At 50.0% G+C, this 17,887-nt stretch carries 14 protein-coding genes; 9 read left to right on the forward strand and 5 right to left on the reverse strand.

Features of this window, described 5'->3' with window-relative positions; all coding sequences use genetic code 11:
- Positions 1–40 precede the first annotated feature (40 nt).
- A complete protein-coding gene (locus tag D9T21_RS11295) occupies positions 41–1,195 on the reverse strand; it encodes an HD domain-containing phosphohydrolase (protein WP_123325041.1) in 1,155 nt (384 codons plus the stop codon).
- A gap of 268 nt (positions 1,196–1,463) precedes the next feature.
- On the opposite strand from D9T21_RS11295, the gene D9T21_RS11300 reads away from it, so the two are divergent.
- Positions 1,464–2,189, forward strand: a complete 726-nt coding sequence (locus D9T21_RS11300; protein ID WP_123325042.1) for a 1-acylglycerol-3-phosphate O-acyltransferase — start codon at positions 1,464–1,466, stop codon at positions 2,187–2,189.
- A gap of 39 nt (positions 2,190–2,228) precedes the next feature.
- On the forward strand, positions 2,229–2,606 hold the full coding sequence (rraB, locus tag D9T21_RS11305) for a ribonuclease E inhibitor RraB (protein ID WP_105936487.1): 378 nt from the start codon (positions 2,229–2,231) through the stop codon (positions 2,604–2,606).
- A gap of 211 nt (positions 2,607–2,817) precedes the next feature.
- Here the strand turns inward: rraB and D9T21_RS11310 are convergent, their stop codons facing one another.
- Both D9T21_RS11310 and D9T21_RS11315 read right to left on the reverse strand, forming a co-directional pair.
- Positions 2,818–3,279 (reverse strand): hypothetical protein, encoded by a 462-nt coding sequence (locus tag D9T21_RS11310; RefSeq protein WP_123325043.1) that lies wholly within the window; start codon positions 3,277–3,279, stop codon positions 2,818–2,820.
- Between the two features lie 157 nt (positions 3,280–3,436).
- The gene (locus tag D9T21_RS11315; protein ID WP_123325044.1) at positions 3,437–4,624 is read right to left on the reverse strand and encodes an FAD-dependent oxidoreductase; all 1,188 of its coding nucleotides are present in this window, start codon (positions 4,622–4,624) and stop codon (positions 3,437–3,439) included.
- 493 nt (positions 4,625–5,117) lie between these two features.
- Here D9T21_RS11315 and D9T21_RS11320 point away from each other — a divergent pair, with 493 nt between their 5' ends.
- The 4 genes from D9T21_RS11320 (at position 5,118) to D9T21_RS11335 (ending at position 12,249) form a co-directional block, all read left to right on the forward strand.
- Positions 5,118–9,524: an ExeM/NucH family extracellular endonuclease gene (locus D9T21_RS11320; protein ID WP_123325045.1), complete on the forward strand. Its 4,407-nt coding sequence runs from the start codon at positions 5,118–5,120 to the stop codon at positions 9,522–9,524.
- Positions 9,525–9,545: 21 nt separating this feature from the next.
- Positions 9,546–10,130: a hypothetical protein gene (locus D9T21_RS11325; RefSeq protein ID WP_123325046.1), complete on the forward strand. Its 585-nt coding sequence runs from the start codon at positions 9,546–9,548 to the stop codon at positions 10,128–10,130.
- Positions 10,131–10,324: 194 nt separating this feature from the next.
- Entirely contained in the window at positions 10,325–11,443 is a 1,119-nt protein-coding gene (locus D9T21_RS11330; protein ID WP_123325047.1) for a porin family protein, read from the forward strand.
- Between the two features lie 8 nt (positions 11,444–11,451).
- Positions 11,452–12,249 (forward strand): substrate-binding periplasmic protein, encoded by a 798-nt coding sequence (locus D9T21_RS11335; protein WP_123325077.1) that lies wholly within the window; start codon positions 11,452–11,454, stop codon positions 12,247–12,249.
- 17 nt (positions 12,250–12,266) lie between these two features.
- Here D9T21_RS11335 and bla read toward each other — a convergent pair whose 3' ends face one another.
- Positions 12,267–12,995 carry a subclass B1 metallo-beta-lactamase gene (bla, locus tag D9T21_RS11340; RefSeq protein WP_123325048.1) on the reverse strand — a complete coding sequence of 243 codons (729 nt, stop codon included), beginning with the start codon at positions 12,993–12,995 and terminating at the stop codon, positions 12,267–12,269.
- Between the two features lie 86 nt (positions 12,996–13,081).
- Between bla and D9T21_RS11345 the strand changes: the two genes are divergently transcribed.
- On the forward strand, positions 13,082–13,780 hold the full coding sequence (locus D9T21_RS11345) for a choice-of-anchor H family protein (protein WP_123325049.1): 699 nt from the start codon (positions 13,082–13,084) through the stop codon (positions 13,778–13,780).
- A gap of 60 nt (positions 13,781–13,840) precedes the next feature.
- Here the strand turns inward: D9T21_RS11345 and D9T21_RS11350 are convergent, their stop codons facing one another.
- The gene (locus D9T21_RS11350; protein WP_123325050.1) at positions 13,841–15,754 is read right to left on the reverse strand and encodes an extracellular catalytic domain type 1 short-chain-length polyhydroxyalkanoate depolymerase; all 1,914 of its coding nucleotides are present in this window, start codon (positions 15,752–15,754) and stop codon (positions 13,841–13,843) included.
- Between the two features lie 246 nt (positions 15,755–16,000).
- On the opposite strand from D9T21_RS11350, the gene D9T21_RS11355 reads away from it, so the two are divergent.
- Positions 16,001–17,269, forward strand: a complete 1,269-nt coding sequence (locus D9T21_RS11355) for an ATP-binding protein (protein WP_164464657.1) — start codon at positions 16,001–16,003, stop codon at positions 17,267–17,269.
- The gene (locus D9T21_RS11360) at positions 17,250–17,885 is read left to right on the forward strand and encodes a response regulator transcription factor (protein WP_105936497.1); all 636 of its coding nucleotides are present in this window, start codon (positions 17,250–17,252) and stop codon (positions 17,883–17,885) included. Before D9T21_RS11355 ends, D9T21_RS11360 begins: the two co-directional genes overlap by 20 nt.
- Positions 17,886–17,887 lie beyond the last annotated feature (2 nt).

Below are 17,887 nucleotides of genomic sequence, written 5' to 3' on the forward strand. Positions count from 1 at the left end.
CGGCGGGCTGTGTATAGCCTCCGGCTCCGAATCTCCACGGCTAGCGGGTTAATACGCGGGCCATTGCCTGATTAAAATAATTCAGCCAGGTGGCATTGAACTTATTCTGGTTATAACGGTTTAACGCCACCACTGCCTGCTTTTTAGAGTACTGGGGCTTATCCTGACGTGACTGACAGTGCGTCATGGAATCAAAGGTATCCAGAATGGCCAGCAATTTGGCGCCATCACAGATATCATCATCTTTTAAGCCCAGCGGGTAACCACTGCCATCGGCGCGCTCGTGGTGTTGCATCACAATCTTGCGGGCCATATCCCATTGATCAAGGTGCTCCAGCAAGCGGGAGCTCTTATAGACATGAGAACGCATCAGATTAAATTCATTATCGGTGTAAGCCTGTTGCTTATGCAGCAGTTTTAACGGCATGAATGCCATGCCAAAGTCGTGCACATAACAGGCAACGGCGAGCTGATCTTCTTCAATTGGATTACCCGCAATATCGTTCACATATAACGCCAGTTTGGCAATCCGGTCGCCCTTACCGACCCACTCCTCAGAGCGCTTTTCGATGGTTTGCATCAGGTCGCGGAAGAACAATATGTCCTGGCGCTTTTCTGCGCTGATATCTTTAGGTACACCGGTTTTAGACAGCTTGGGCTCACTCGGATGTGGTGCTTTTTCTGTTTCTACAGGACTGTCTGGCTCGGCCTGCGCACGCGGCTGATCAAGCTCCGGATTAAGTAGCAGCACAGCCTCACCAAGCAGCCGGTCATGATCGCCCTGATTCTCCGGCGTAATGCGGGTAATGGCCATAATCAGTTGCTGATACAGTACCCCATCATATTCTGCTTTGCCGATTGCGATGACGCTTTCAACAAACTGCTTGACCCGATCCATGGTCAGCAACACCAGGTCGCTCATGATGCTGGTGTAGTCCACCTGCCCTTTACGCAGGTAATCCAGTAAATCCTCAACATGTTGCAGTAACGGAATGATAGGCGAAAAGTTTACCAGCCCAAGGTCGCCCTTAATGGTATGCACCGAACGAAACAACGCCCGCTGAAGTTCGTTATCCTCGGGCTTGAGTTCCAGTTCGATTAAGGTTTGTTCACTGGCCTCGTATAGCTCATTAATCTCTTCAATCAGATCAGTGAGGATCTCGGGTTCAAGGTCTTCAGGGATAAATGTCTGCATTGTTTAGACAACTCAAATGATAAATGCCGTTTAATACTGCTAACCAGTCGCCAGGCCTGCTCAACAGTTCAGGTGGCGAAAAACGACATTAAAACTATGTTTATATGACATTTAGCATAGCACGAGATTTTTGATCTTGGATACTTTTAGACCCTCCGGGCACGAACAAACACAGCCTTGCACTGATTTTAAAAATCAGACTGATCGGACATGCACTGCGCATGTAAACCGTTATAATCCCAGGCCAAATTTTGTAACAGGTAAATAAGTGTTAGCTCTCATCCGAATTCCAGTCGTACTGGTGGCTTTTTTAATCCTCAATGTACTGGTGCTCATCGTCTGCCTGGCCCGACCCTTTCATCGCGATAATGTCTACCTCGCCGGCCAGCTCTACAGCCAGATAGCCAAATTACTGGGCCTGAAAATCACTATCCGCCGCCCGCCCGGTCTTGATACCGATAAGTCTTATGTGGTGGTGGCCAATCATCAGAACAGCTACGATATTATCACCATCTGTAAAGCCGCTTTTCCGGGTGTGGTGACCATTGGTAAAAAGAGCCTTAAGTGGATCCCCATCTTCGGCCAGATGTACTGGCTGAGCGGTAACATCATGATCGATCGTAAAAACACTGCTAAAGCCCTGGATACGCTACAGTTAACCGCTAAAAAGATCACCGAAAACAACCTGTCTGTGTGGTTTTTCCCCGAAGGAACAAGGTCTTATGGCCGCGGGATCCTGCCTTTTAAAGTCGGCGCTTTTCGTTTAGCCATTGCTACCGAAACACCGGTGATCATGGTCACCGCCAGCAACCTGCACGATAAAATAAAGTGGAACCGCTGGAATAACGGCGAGCTGATCATCCACATGAGCGCTCCCCAACAGCTTGATAGCAGCCGCTCAGCGAAAGGCTGGATGGCTTTTTATCATTCCGAAATGGAAAAAAAGTTTGCCGCTTTAAACGACGAAGTCGCCCAAAGCGATAAATCGCGATAAAATAAACGAGACAACTCTTTTGCTAATCAGGCTTTTATTATGACTCAATATGACGAACGTACCGAATGGTACGAATTCAATCAGGAAACTATCGATGCGCTGTTGAGCGACGGCAGCGAAGCCGACGCTACTTATACCATCGAGCATCACATGGCCTGTAAAGACTTTGATCGTCTGGAAAAAGCCGCGGTTGATGCCTTCAAGGCCGGCTTTGAAGTAACCGATGCCGAAGAAGTATACCTCGATGACGGTGGCACGGTATTTTGTTTCGACATTATTGCCGAGCGCCAGTTAAATCGCGAGCTACTCGATACTGACATTGACGCCCTGCTACAAATTGCCGACAAGCACCAGGTGCACTACGACGGCTGGGGAACCTACTTTATTGGTGATGGCGCCACCGGCGAAGAAGAGTAACCCTTTGATATAGCGGCCCCCGCCAGCGCCATGCTGCGGGGGACAGTGTCTTGTTAACTGCCTCAGGCGAAAATCATTACCTCACTAGGCAACTCTTCCCTGCTTTTGATATTCATCTACCTGGTCAAATTTAATGGCGAAAAGATAATTAAAAGCCTATCTGATTACACATTTAAGTGCAGACGTAAACGTATCACCCTACCGTGGAACGTTATCGGTTCACCTGATGGCACACCGCACAGCCACCTGCGACTTTACCGGCAAAATAGTAGCGGGGCTCAGCCAGTGATGCGGCACCTCGTGCTTTGTCGACCTTAGCCACAAAGTCACGCATAAAATCCTGCATGTAAGGGTGATTGGATCCCGCATCCACGCTTTGCAGGCCAGACGCAATGTTTTCAATATTGTTCAGCGCTGCCATCACTTCTTCGCGCTGATTTTCCCGCGCGGCAGGATCGCTGCTATCTACCGGTGCCAGAGCAATATCCAGCAGACGAATTTGCGCCGCCATTCTGGCCATATCGGTTTTGATATCCTGGGGTTCGATATAATTAAAATCAGGTGGATAAGTGACTTTTCTGACATCAGACAAGTTATAACTGCAGCCTGCCAGCAATGCTGTAATAACAACCGCTGCGCCAGCCATCTTCCGGTGCAAAATAGTTAACCGCATAACATCAACTCCTCTTTAGCCTATAGCAAAGCTAAGCCGGTAAGGGATGTTATGCAAACATCAGCGGCGATTCAGTTGACCTGCAACAATAAATGCGTTGCTTTTATCCGGTTGCCGCCGATGTTTTATACCAAACTGTAATAAAGGTTTGGTATGACTACCTTTTCATTTCTGCCATGATGGCAGCGAGCTGTTCTACAGCCTTTATCGACTCCTGAGGGTCAATGTTTGCCAGCGGATTATTAAAATCGCCCTCAGCGCCGGCCTGCACCAGCAACCCATCGCGACGCGGATATACTGAAGTGTGCCGGTCGAAGTACTGAATGCCATATTTTACTTCCGGTTGCGGCATTAATTTGCAGGTTTGCCCTCGCACCGGAATGATAGAGTCATCATTCAGTAAAGCCTTTGCGCCATACCCGGTGCAGTTAACTATTACCGATTCATCAAATTGCTGAAAATCTGCCATTGAGGTCAGGGTTCGGTCTATGATTTGGCCACCGCTACGATAAAACAAGTCGAGTAAATACTGTGAGTAGGCGCTGATGTTAAACATCAAAAGAGGAAATTGTCTGACGTGGGGCGTGGCAAAAGGATTCTGCGATGGCGATACGTCCCGCGCTTTGGGATTTAAGTCACTGAGCAACTCCTTACGGTAATTCGGATAGGCCGGCTCGCCAGGGATATTGTGCCCGCCGTGATCATCAAAGGGTTTGTCAGCCAGACGGAACATGGTAGTCCACTCCACCGGATTGCCGGCCAGCCCCAACAGCGTTTGAAAACGCAGGTAAGACATCCTGGCCATCCATTGCCAACGTTCGGCAAAGGGCTGAGCATTGGCCAGTGTGACGATACGGGAGTCCGGCGACCAAATCCCGGTGGCATAAGAAGAACGCACGTAAGGCGGTTGTTCTTTGGCATAAATCGTTACTTTATAGCCCGCCCGCTGACACTGAATGGCAGTGGTTAGCCCAACGGCTCCACAGCCCACAACGGCTACCGGCGTTTGTTTATCGGCATTGATCAATGATTCTGCCAGCGCAGCGGTGCCCCAGGATAACGACCAGCCACTGCCGCCGTGGCCGTAATTATGAATGAGAGTTTTTTTACCAACGGTTTCGGTTTCTATCCGTGGTCCGGTTGCCCGAAAAGGCCGGGTACAAACGTTGGTACTGATGATCCGATCCGGATAAGCATTGATTGGGGCCATCTCCGGTAGTGATAATGGTAAGCTTGCGGGCGATAAAGGTAACTGAGAAGAAGATGGTTTAGCCGTGACATAACCACCAAGGGTTGCTGCGATACCTGAGCCTGCGGCTCCCTGAAGAAAACGACGACGATGCATGAGGGCTCCATTAACTTCCCGCCTGAAACAGGCAGGATTCAATTAAGTCCTGATGTCAAAAGTGCAAATGCTAAGGGTATGGTCTTTATGCCATTTACCCCAGATTACCCAGTCCCCAACTGGTAAACAAGGTTAATTGTCGTGGTATGCGGGGATCTGCCTTTAGCGAATCGATTTTCCGGCACCTGGGCAGTGCGCAAAGATACTTGCGAATCCTCAACCCAAACGGCTACAGCCAGTGCATGCCAGGTGCCAAAAAACCGTACTATTTTACTTAAATAAGCTTATTTTAAGCCGGTAAGCTTACCGTAGATAAGTAATTTCACCCTCTTACCTGCCAGCCAGAGTGCATGGTTACTGCACTAATAAAAGAGCTGCTCAACAATTCCACAGCTCCGTCAAAAACTTGTCATTTCTCTGTAGCAAAGCACTTATAGTGTTACCTGCACTTCAGGACAGTAATCCAAAAATATCAAGCAGGAGCAACACACAGATGAAAGCAAAAATCCTGTTGCCTCTAGTACTCGGCCTACCGGTATCAGCACTCGCTGATGACCTGTTTATTTCCGAGTACATAGAAGGCAGCTCAAACAATAAAGCGATAGAAATTTATAATCCCACAGACACTGCCATCGACCTGACAGGCTATCGTCTGGAAATCTATTCAAATGGCAGCACTTCTGCCGGCACCACTATCGCTTTATCAGGCATGCTCGCAAGCGGCGATGTATACGTAGTCGCTGATGATGATGCAGATACCGCCATTCTTGCCGTTACCGACCAGACCAGCACTAGCTCATTCTATAACGGTGATGACGCGGTACTGCTGGTGAATGGCACCGCTGTGGTAGATAGTTTCGGACAACTCGGGGTTGACCCTGGCAGTTACTGGGAATCTAACGGCGTCAGAACGCAAAACAGAACTCTGGTTCGCAAAGCTTCGGTAACTGCCGGTGATATCGTTCCTGAAGATGCTTTTGATGTATCGCTACAATGGGAACAATTCTCTGAAGACGACTTTGCCAATCTTGGCGCTCATAGCTCAGATGGCGATACTGGCGGCGGCGATGACGATGAAGATTTAACTGACGTATGTACCAACTGTCCGGACCTGGACAAAGTAGCAAACGCAGCAACCTTCGATCCGGTTAGCTACTACGCACCGGTTCAAACCGAAATCGACGCCAACTCGCCGGTCGAATTTATAAAAATGGCCCTCAACACGGTTATCAGCGCCGACCATACGGTGCTGACCTACAGCGAAGTCTGGACTGCACTGACAGAAACCGACGAAGATCCGGCAAACCCAGACAACGTAGTGCTATTCTATTCAGGTATTTCACTACCTAAAACCAGCAATCAGTCTGGCGTCAACAATAACGATTTCTGGAATCGCGAACACGTATGGCCTAACAGCCATGGCTTTAGCAGTGATTCCTACGAGGGTTATACCGATATTCATCATCTGCGTCCTGAAGATGTAACGGTAAACGGCTCCCGGGGTAACCTGGATTTTGATTACAGCGACAGCCCGCTGGCTGAAGCCCCGGAAAACCGCATTGACGGCGATTCCTTTGAGCCTCGTGACGCAGTAAAAGGCGACGTAGCGCGCATGATGTTGTACATGGATGTGCGTTATGAAGGGTCTGGCAGCGACAGCACCCCTGATCTGGTGCTGGTTAACCGCACCACCGGCCCGGGTGAAGCCGCTTTGGGTCAACTGTGCACCCTGATAGCCTGGCATAATGCCGATCCGGTTGATGCAGCTGAAGCACAACGTGCAGATACGATTTATGAGTATCAGGGTAACCGTAACCCGTTTGTGGATCACCCTGAGTGGGTAGAGTTGCTGTATCCGGCTGATAGCTGTGATGACGAACCTACCGACCCTGAAGAGCCACCAGTGGATCCGGAAGACCCGCCAGTTGGCGGCGCCAGCCCGCTAATTCTGAGCGGTGTGATTGACGCCGATTTAAGTGGCGGCTTACCGAAAGCCGTGGAAGTTTTCGTAACTCGTGATATCGCCGACCTTAGTGTTTGTGGTATCGGTTTCGCCAACAATGGTGGTGGTACGGATGGACAGGAATACACTTTCCCGGCTGACTCAGCCCTGGCAGGCGACCGCATCATCGTAGCATCAGAAACTTCGCAATTTGGCGCCTTTTTTGATAGCACACCAGACTACAACAGCGGCAGCGTATCCATTAACGGTGATGATGCCATTGAATTATTCTGCGACGGTGAAGTCGTCGATGTGTTCGGTGATCCGGATGTAAACGGTGACTATGAGGCATGGGATTACACCGATAGCTGGGCATACCGCAAATCCAATACTGCGGCCAGCACATCCTTTAATGTAAATGACTGGATCCTGCCTGGACGCTCTGCGTTAGACGGCGAGAGCACCAATGCTACGGCAACTACGCCTTACCCTTATAAAACCTTTACTGCTGTGCAGCCTGAACTATTCATCTCTGAATATACCGAAGGTAGTGGTTTTAATAAGGCTATTGAAATCGTCAACCTTGGTTCGCAAAGCGTTGATCTGTCGGCGCACAGCTATGTGATCAGTGTGTACTCAAATGGCGGTAACAGCCCGTCATTCAGTGTTACCCTGAGCGGTAGTATCGCCCCTGGCGATGTATTTGTGGTTTCTCACCCTGACGCTGACGCACCACTTCCTGAGGTTTCAGATCAGGAAGCATATTTGAACTTTAACGGCGACGACGCGGTGGCCTTCTTTAAAGACGGCGAAGTGATTGATGCTATTGGTCAGGTAGGTGTAGATCCGGGTTCCCAGTGGGGCACGGGTGATACCAGCACAAAAGACAACACCCTGCGTCGTCTGCTTTCAGTAACTACCGGCGACACTAACGCAGACGATACCTTTGACCCGTCTCTGGAATGGCAAGGTTTTGCCAATAACACCCTTGATCACTTCGGCATTTATGGCGATGGTGACCCGGGCGATCCAGGCGAACCCGGTGAAGAGTTTGGCGCATGTTATGACTCAGCAACCTACATCAGTGCGGTTCAGGGCAATGCCGAGACCTCACCACTGAGTGGACAAACCGTGATAGTAGAAGGTGTGGTAACCGCTGTATTTCCTGATTTAGGCGGTTTCTTTATGCAGGAAGAAGACGCCGATCACGATGCCGATCCACAAACCTCTGAAGGTTTATTTGTTGAACTGGCAGACCTCCCCTCTGGCCTGCAGGCATCAGACGTTGTCCGCGTTCAGGGTAATGTGGAAGAACAATATGGTCGTACCATTTTGTCCACGATTACCGAGTCTGCTATCTGTGGTACCGGCACTGTAACAGCAACAGTCATCAGTCTGCCTCAGGACAGCACCGACGGCTTTGAAGCAGTAGAGAACATGCTGGTTGTGAACGACACCAGCTGGGATATCTCAGACACTTACAGCTTCATTCGCTATGGCGAAATTCTGGTCTCTAATGGCCGTCTCTACAACCCAACCCAACTGTTTGATGCAGGCAGTCAGGATGCTGTTGATTACGCAGAATTTAACGCCCGTAACCAGTTAATCATCGACGATAACCGTGATGGTTCTGACAATGCCGCGCCATTACTGTCTATTGGTGATGTTGGTCCGTACAATCCGCTGCGTTCTGGCGACAGTGTTACCCGGGTTGAAGGGATTATGGATTATGGCTACAGCGCTTACCGTATTCGCCCGGTCACTGACGTTACCGTGGTAAATACTAATGTGCGTAATGACGCGCCGGTCATTGCCGACGGAAACCTGCGGGTTGCCAGCTTTAACGTTCTAAACCTGTTTAATGGCAATGGTGACGGCTCTGGCTTCCCAACCAGCCGTGGCGCCGACAGCTTCTCTGAATACGAGCGTCAACTGGCTAAAATCGTTAATGCGATTGTCGCTATTGATGCTGACGTGCTCGGTTTAATGGAAATTGAAAACGATGGCTATGCCAGCACCAGTGCAATTGCACAACTGGTTGCTGCGATTAACGCACAAATGGGCGCTGGTACCTATGAGTACATCAGTGTGGGTAACGGTATTGGCACCGACGAAATTGCAGTAGGTATTATTTATAAACCTGCGGTATTGACGCCGGAGGGTGCGCCTGAACTGCTGACTTCAGCGAACAGTATCGTCGATACCGACGGACCGCTGTTTGATGATTCACGTAACCGCCCTTCACTGGCGCAGGCGTTTGTTCACAGCGAAACCCGCCAGACCATAGTTGTGGATGTTAACCATCTTAAATCCAAAGGTTCAAGGTGTGGCAGTGGTGATGATGATACGTCCACCGGCCAGGGCAATTGTAACCTGACCCGTACCCGTGCTGCACAGGCGCTGGTTGTCTGGTTGAATGACACCTTCCCGGATATGCCATTTACCGTACTGGGTGATTTGAACAGCTATGGCATGGAAGATCCGATTCAGGTACTGACCGAAGCCGGATTAACCGATACTGCACGCACTATCCTGGGTGATACCGCTTACAGCTACACCTTCGACGGTTTAGTTGGCAGCCTTGACTACCAGTTGGTTAACGCAGCTATGGGTGAGTGGTTGGTCGATGCTACCGAGTGGCATATCAATGCTGACGAGCTGAGCATTCTGGACTACAACGAAGAATATAAAACTGCCGACTTCCTCAATGAACTGGTGTTCCGTGCATCAGATCATGATCCGGTAGTGGCCACTTACCAGTTGGATATGGCGCCACTGCCAGGTGACATGGATGGTGACTTCGACGTGGATATGCTCGATATCCGTGCCTTCCAGATGGCTATTGTACGCCGTCTGCCGCTGGGCAGTGAGTATGACTTTAACAATGATGGTCGCGTAAACATGCGTGATCTGGTTGCCATGCGAGCGCTGTGTACTCGCCGTGGTTGCCGTCCTTAATTGAAAATGGAGTAACAGATAATGAAGAAGTTTTTATTAACCCTGGCCAGTCTGGTTGCGTTTAGCAGCCAGGCAGCGGTCATCTCGGTAGAGCTTGCCGATAGTGAAATTGCCGTGGGTGACACCACCACCGTAAACATTACCGGTGAGTTCGACAGCCAGACTGAAGCCTTTGATGTTGCGCTGCTCAGGGTCTTTTTTGACACCAGCGCATTACTAGTCAATAGCCTGACCTTTGCCTCTGATCTGCCGTCAGACGATGTATTCTTTGACCCATTAGTGATTATCGAAGAACTTCCCGGCGAAGTGAGTATGGGCTGGTTTAGCTCATTTGCTGGCACTTACACTAACCCTGCGCCATTTTCACTGTTCAGTTTTGACGTAACGGCTACGACTGTAGGTGTGTTTGATTTCACTTTCGATTCAACAAATTTAGATAACCTGGATTTCTATAATTCCGAACTGCAAGAGTCTATTGCAACTGAATTAAACGCAGCCAGCTTAACCGTCACTGACGGTGTAGCAGCTGACGTTGCCGCACCGCAAACAGCACTACTGTTAGCCCTGGCGTTAGGCGGTCTTGTGGTCGCTCGTCGCCGCAGCTAATCAGGCTTACCTCAACGTTTGAAAACCCCGCCCTGGCGGGGTTTTTTATTATCTGCGCTTACCATTGATTGATCACGTAATCCTCACATTCCGTACAATTAAGTTAATCCAAACAATCAGCACGCATGTTTCAATCACTCCCGGGGTTTGCTACCCTGCCTGCATGCTGCCTCAGACCATTTCAGGATCGAATAATGAGCAAGGCCAGGCTTCTCCGGTTAGCACCGGTACTTTTGTTAGTGTCCGGTACGGCACAGTCAGCCGATGACTTCCCGGTCAATATCGGCGGCCACGTGCGCCTCAATTACAGTTATCAGGACTGGCAGGAAGTTGAATTACGTGACGGTTTTGGTTTTGAGTCACTCAAATTAACCGTCTCCGGTGAAACCGACCAGTTCAGCTATAAAGCAGATTACCGCTGGTATGAAAATACCGACTTTAACACTGTGCGCTATGCCGACCTGACTTATCACTACGACGACCGCACCAGTGTGTCAGCCGGGATCACCAAAGTGCCCTTCGGTTTATTGCCCTTCGCCTCGAACAGCTTTTGGTTTTCCATCAATTACTATATTGGCTTTGAGGATGACTACGACCCTGGCGTGGTAGTGCAATACGAGAAATCTAACTGGGATATTCGCGCCGGCTACTTCTTTAACGATGAGTACAATGATGCCGGTCGGTTTGGTCGCTACTCTTTCGATATTGCCGATAACGGTGAGTTTCGTAATCAGGAAGACGGCCAGTATAACCTGCGGGTAAGCTATACTGCCGGGTTAATCCGCGGCGCTACTACCGAGTTTGGCGGGTCCTGGCAAGCCGCTAACGTACTCAACCTGGATACTCTGAACGAGGGTGATATGAACGCTTATGCCCTGCACCTTCGCCATACCCAGGGCCCGCTGGGCGTTGCCCTGCAATATACCGATTACGATTATGATCTGGCCGCACCACAAGATCAGGCAACTGACCGTCTCGCTTTGTCAGCTTTTGATTTTCCTTTCCTTACTGCCTCTAAAGCGCACAGTTATACCGCGGCAGTGAGTTATGAATTACCGTTCAGAGTAACCGGCCTGTCGCCGATTAAATGCTATTCAGAATACGGGGCGGTTGAGCCCGATGTGGCAGCGGGCTTGCGCTCAACGCAATGGGTTAATGGTTGCAGTTTTGGCTGGCGCGCGTTGTATTTCTATGTGGATAGCATTCAGGGTAAAAACATGTGGTTTTCCGGCGGTTCCGGCATTGGTCTGGACCTTGGCGGTAATCAGGACTCCACCCATCGTTTAAATATCAGTTTAGGCCTTTATTTTTAGTGACCGTTATGAAAAATCTTATTTTAATGCTGTCCCTGCTTTTTGCAGTTGTAAATAATGCCTCAGCTCACGCGTGGCGTACACTCACCATTGCCACCACCGAATATCCGCCCTATACCTCCACGGACATGGAGCACAATGGCTATATAAACCATATTATCAGTGAGGCGTTCTTACGGGTTGGCGTAGACGTAGTGTACGAAACCATGTCCTGGGAAGATGCCATTGCAAGTGCCAAAGACGGCCGCTATGACGCTGTGTCATATGCTAACTTCACGCGGGTTTACAGTGTTGATTTCTGGCAGAGCGAGCCTATCACCTCAGAAAGTCTGGTGTTTACGGCGAATGAAAAACTATCTCTGGATCAGTGGGAAAACCTGCAACAGCTGGAGCAATACAAAATAGGCGTCACCAAAGGGTACGCTTATACCGATGAACTTTTTGCGTTTTTTAAGAAGGCGCCCAACACTGTAACCGTTGATACCGACAAAGACGGCCTCAATGCGGTTATTGCCAACGATATTCAATTGTTTCCAATCGATGAGCTGACCGCCTGGTATTTACTGGAACGGGATTTCACCACCTTCGACCGTGCCGAAATAAAAATGCTCAAGCCATTTATCTCTACCGTGACAACCCACTTACTTATCCCGCGTAAAAGTCAGGATGGCGAGTTAATTTTAGCCTTGTTCAACAAAGGTCTGCACGCGCTGGCGATGGAAGGCAAGCTCGACCGTTATAAAACCCTATTGCGTGAGGGCTACTATCAGCATCCCGACAAACCGGTGAATTTTGATCGACGCTAAATCTTAAATGCTGCCTGCTAGGGCAGCATTTTTAAAGCCAGTTCGCGGGTATGGGAAAGAAGCGCTGCATCACCGACTTTGCCATGACCGGGAACCACCCTCTGCACCTCAGGAAAGTAATCAGTTACCCGGCTGACTGACTCTGGCCACGCGCGCACGTCGCCTTCTGCGGTATACCCCAGCGAAAACGTCGCCTGTTCACGGATAAAACAACCACCAAACAAAAGGTTATGTTTTTTCACCCACACTACGCTGTTGTCCAGCGTATGGCCCGGCCCCGGATAGAAAACTTCAATCATCTCAGGCACTACCCACGCGCTGTCGCTAAAAGTATGTAGAGCCGGTGTTTCGCCCTTCTGAGCTAAGTACTCATTAGTTAACTCAAAGGTCCATGAGGGGATATTTTTGCTGTGAAAACGTGCCAGATGCCCGCCGGCATCTTCGTGCGAATGAGTGACGACCACGGCCTCAAGACTCAGCCCCGCCGACTCAAGCCAGCTAAAGAGCGTATCCACATCAATGTTGTCCCAGGGTGTGTCGATTAAAACCGCTTTATGCGGGGCTGTCTGCACAATTAAACCGTTACCGCTCACCAGTCCAAAGCCTTCTACAGCACGCTCGGAGCGCATCAGGTAAACCCCGTCATTCAGCGGCGTTACGGTCAAATTCGCGGCCAGCACCGGTGACGAAAGGATGGGCATCAGTAAGAGTATGGCAATACGCTGCCACAAAACACGGTTTGGCATGGTTAAGTTTCGCTTCAGTTAATGTTCAGCCTGATTTTCGCACACTGTTTATACAGTCATTGCAGAGACAACAGGGTGAATGGACTATGAAAAATCAAAGAGTAACACAGACTATACTGGCTGCGACGCTTATGTCACTGAGCTTTATCGCGTTTTCATCTCCCGCCTCGGGCAAAGAGGTGTCGGTCAGCGAAACCATTAATACCCCCGAACTCAACGCCGCCGATAATGTGCCGACCCGGGTGAAAAAGAAAGATCTCAGTAGCATTGCAGGTAAATCAGGCGAACAGCTTCGCACTGCCACTCACAGTGTTGACTACTGGTTTTATGATGCCTGGATGACACTGTATACCGACCGTGATTACGATGGATACTACGCCAGTTTCGACCTTGAATTTGACGCCGACACTAACTATTACCAGGCACCGGTTTACGCCATTATCTATCTGGGCACCAACGACTATTACGAAGCGTTTCATGTCACTTCGGTATTTAACCTGTATAGCGACAGCAGTGATGACTCAGTGCTGCTGGAAAGTGAGTTAGTTAGCGGATATCCCAGTAACGACTACGATATTTTAATTGAGTTAATTGATGCGCAAACCGATCAGGTACTGGCCACTATTGATGCCTATGAAGATGCTGATTTGTCTTATCAGAGTATGGAGAGTTTCGACTATGACCGGCCGGTAACATCAGAAGTAGTAGTAGAAACCCACGCTGGTAGCTGGAGTGTGTGGATGAGCCTTGGTCTGCTCGGCCTGATTTTATGGCGTCGCAGGTAAGTTAGCTAAGTCAACAGAGTAAAACGGGGCCATGGGGCCCCGTTATGCTTTAGTTATTTATTAAGGACAGTTGCCTGCAAACCATACACTGCCATCAGTTGAGTACAGGGTTGAGGTTCCCCAGGTGGAACCCGCTAATGGATCATCCGAGCCGCTGGCAAAATAATCCGGCGCATAGTAGTAGCCAGTGCTGTAAGCGCGGCCAGCTACTTTGTGATAGTAGTTCGCAGTGGTGTACTCGGCACAGGTAGATGTATCACCGCCGGTATCGCCACCAGTATCACCGCCAGTGTCACCACCTGGACCAGAACAAGCCTGAACCGGACCGCTACACGAGCCATCATTATCCTGCCATACACACATACCACCACTCTGGGGTTGCTCGGTCAGTTTAAAGGCATCGGTTGAGTATTCCAGATAACAGGTAGAGTAGCCGGTATAATCGAGACGACCAGCGCTGATATGTTGATCAAGCGTAGCAATCACGCCGGCATCAATGTCTACCGACAGCTGTGTATTGCTGCTCAGGCCACTGGCGTCGATAGCCGAAACTGTAATAGTTTGCGAACCGCCCGGCAGGTCGCAGGCTTCAGCGCTAAAGGATAGCCCATCCACACTGGCATTTTGAGTACCGGTCGCAAATGTGACTTCTACTGCGGTAAGGTCCTGGTTTTCGTCGTAAACCGAGCCGGTAACCGTTGCACACTGGCCATTGGCATCTACAAGCACATCAGATAACACGGGGGCTGCAGGTGGCGGTGGCGGGCCAACGCGCACGCTCACGGTGCTCGCTTCGGACACGGCGCCAACATCGTCACTGGCCGTCACCGTCACAAAGTACAAATCGTCTGGCAGGGTGGCCGAGGTTACCAAGAAACTATTATCACTTTGGGTCGACGCCGAATACTGATAGGTATCACCATTATTATTAGTGATCAACACATCAACATTATCCACGTAGCCTTCAGCGTCGGTGGCGTTACCGGTTACGATCAACTGACCGCTGCTTTCTGAAGCGCTCACCGAAGATAATTGCGGAGGCTGGTTTCGATCGACCCGCTTATTATTCTCACTGAAGTATTCACCCAGGTACATCGCATAGTTAATGCCAGTGCCACTTACATAGGAACCACTGGCGCCAGCGCCGCCCGACCAGGAGTGATCCACGCCATTCAGCCAGATCATAGACACCCGGCCTTCCTGCCAGAGATATTCTTCGGCGGTTCTTGAACCGCTGCCAAGCACGTTGCTGCCCGGTAATTCATTTACGCCGTAGGCGCCCGCCATACCTTCAGCGTTCTGCCGGTTATAACAGGTATCCACGGTGGTATCGGCATCACCATGAGCAATTGAGGCAATCTGATCGGTGAGCGACCCACTGTAACTGCCGGCATATTGCTGGCATCGGGTGGCTACATCGGCATATTCACAGCTCCCAATGGCGCCACTGGAACTGGTACCAATGCTGGGCCCGGCGCTTACTCCCACGCCGGCAAATACGTCTGGTGCAATACAAGCAGTGGTATTGGCAAAGGCTGCGCCGGAGGATAGTCCCGCCACGTAAACCTGGTCTTCATCAATGACGTAGTCACTGTTGGCTTTCATCGACGACACCAGCGACAGGATATTAGCGTAGTCGCCGGCGGTGCGGGATTTTGCTCCCTGCCAGTAAGACCAGCAGCCAAAACCCGCCTTATTCATTGCATCAGGAACCGCTACCACCATTCCGTAACTTTCCGCAGCCTGTTCAAGGTTAGCGGAAAGATAAGCATCAATGGATTGTGTACAGCCGTGAAGTACGACTAACAGTGAGCGTCCCTGCCCTATTGGTGATAGTGAATCCGGGGTATAAACGTGTACTTTATTGAAATTACCTACTGCCACATTCTGTTGCCAGCTACCCGCCTGAGCCGGTAAGGCCAGCGTGGCAGACAGCAGTGTCCCTGCTACCAGTAGTTTGTTTTTAAATGTCATGTTACCACCTTTTTCTTATGTGTGTTTACCAATGGTTAAATCATTGTTGATCATTTGTTAATCAAATCCTGTAGCACTTTCGTACTGTGCGCAGAAAAAGGGGCGAGACCCGGCTTCTGTGCTCAAAAGCAGGACCAAAGTAGTAGATGACACTAACCAAAGTAGCAGAAGTCGGATAACCCTGAATTGCTTATCTTCAGTATAATGTTACTGGTTTGTAAATTATGTGCGGTACGGCTGAGCAATATGAATGCGTCCAACAAGATCACACTAACGATTGTTCTGATTTTCACTGCGGTGTTCAGCTTGCTGGCGGTCGCGATGTTCTATCAGGCCAGAGCAGATATCAGCGACGAAGGTGAAGCCGCGCTGCAGCTGGCCGAAACCCTGGCGAAAGCCAACCTGGACAGCGAAACGCTGACCGGCATTTTACAAAACAGCCGTCACCTCACCGTTATTGAACACCCTGAACTTTCTGCTCAGCAGCCACTCACCGGCTCACTGGAAAAGTGGCTGGCACCACCACCAGCAAGCACCACCATCCATGCAGCCTCAGGAGAACCCATTACCGTAGTCGCTAATAGCGCGGCTGAATTTGATGAAATTAGCGCTACCCTCGCCAATGTGTTTTTCATTTTCGTAATGGCACTGTTACTGACGCTTTTTACTCTGCGTTATGCGGTAAATACCCGCCTCAAGCCACTGGCCGATCTCTGCCAGGGGCTGGATTCCATTCAGTCGGGCCAGTTCAGGTTGTCGGCGGCGTCAACCGATATTGCCGAAATCCACAGATTGATTGAGCATTACAATAAGTTAATCAGCTCGCTGGCCAGCAAGGAAACCCAGGTTGCCGGGTTACGTCAACGCTTGTCGGCGCTGCAGGAAAATGAACGAAGACTGCTGGCCAGAGAACTTCACGATAATCTTGGCCAGCTGATCACAGGCATTACGGTACAAACCTATATGCTCGAACAGCAAAAACAAAATCCCGACTTCATTGTTAAAGCCTGTGCCACTATTCAGCAACAGTGTGATGCTGTACATCAGGGAATGAAGGATTTAACTAACCAGCTTTATCCGGTCTTTTTAAACAAACTGGGGTTAACTACCTCTATCGCACAGATGATCCAGACCTGGCAGGACATTCATCAGATTGAGGTTAACTGGTTACCCGATGCTGCCACCCTTGCCAGTAACCTCAACCGTGACACCCAGATTTATCGCATCACACAGGAAATATTTAATAACATTGCCAAGCATTCCCATGCCACTGAAGTGACCATTGGCTTAACCACCACTCACGACCAGCTGACACTGTTTGTACGCGATAATGGCCGGGGCTTTAATCCGCAACAATCAAAAGCCGCCGGGCTGGGGCTGGAATCCATGCATGAACGGGCCTCTTTGCTGGGCGGTACAATTAAACTTGATACCCATGCTAAAGGGACGACAGTTACTCTGGTCGCACCTTTGCAACTACAGGATGATCTCCACTATGAATATTCTGATCGTTGACGACCACGCTGTAGTCCGCCAGGGCTACAGTGCGCTGCTTACCATGATGCTGCCTGATGCCGTTGTCAGCGAAGCCGAAAATGCCCAGCAAACGCTGAAAGCGTTGGCCGCTACAGACATTGACCTGGTCATTCTCGACATTAACCTGGAAAACGCCAGTGGCCTGAATCTGGCCGGACGGCTACTAAAACGCTGGCCACGGCTTAAGATCATCTTCTTCAGTATGTTTGACGAGCCCTCGGTAGTGAACCGTGCAATTCAAACCGGCGCCAAAGGGTATCTGAGCAAGCGCAGCAAGCCAGAGGTGATGGTTGAGGCGATTAAAGCCGTACTCAATGGTAAGCGCTATATCGAACACAACATTGCTATTCAACTGGCCACCCACCAGCTCAACGATGCAGACGACAGTTGCAAGCAGCTCACCCAACGCGAGTTTGATGTGTTTTTAGGGATCGCTAAAGGCCTCGACCGGGCTCAGTTAGCCGATGAACTCAACGTCTCCAGTAAAACCGTTTCGAATACGCTTACCCAGTTAAAAGCCAAGTTACAAATCAGCACGCACGCAGAACTGGTACACCTGGCCATCGAGCAAGGCTACCTGAAAGTGGCAGTGTAACT

It is taken from the genome of Marisediminitalea oceani (assembly GCF_003731635.1).
In the GTDB taxonomy this organism is placed as follows: domain Bacteria; phylum Pseudomonadota; class Gammaproteobacteria; order Enterobacterales; family Alteromonadaceae; genus Alteromonas; species Alteromonas oceani.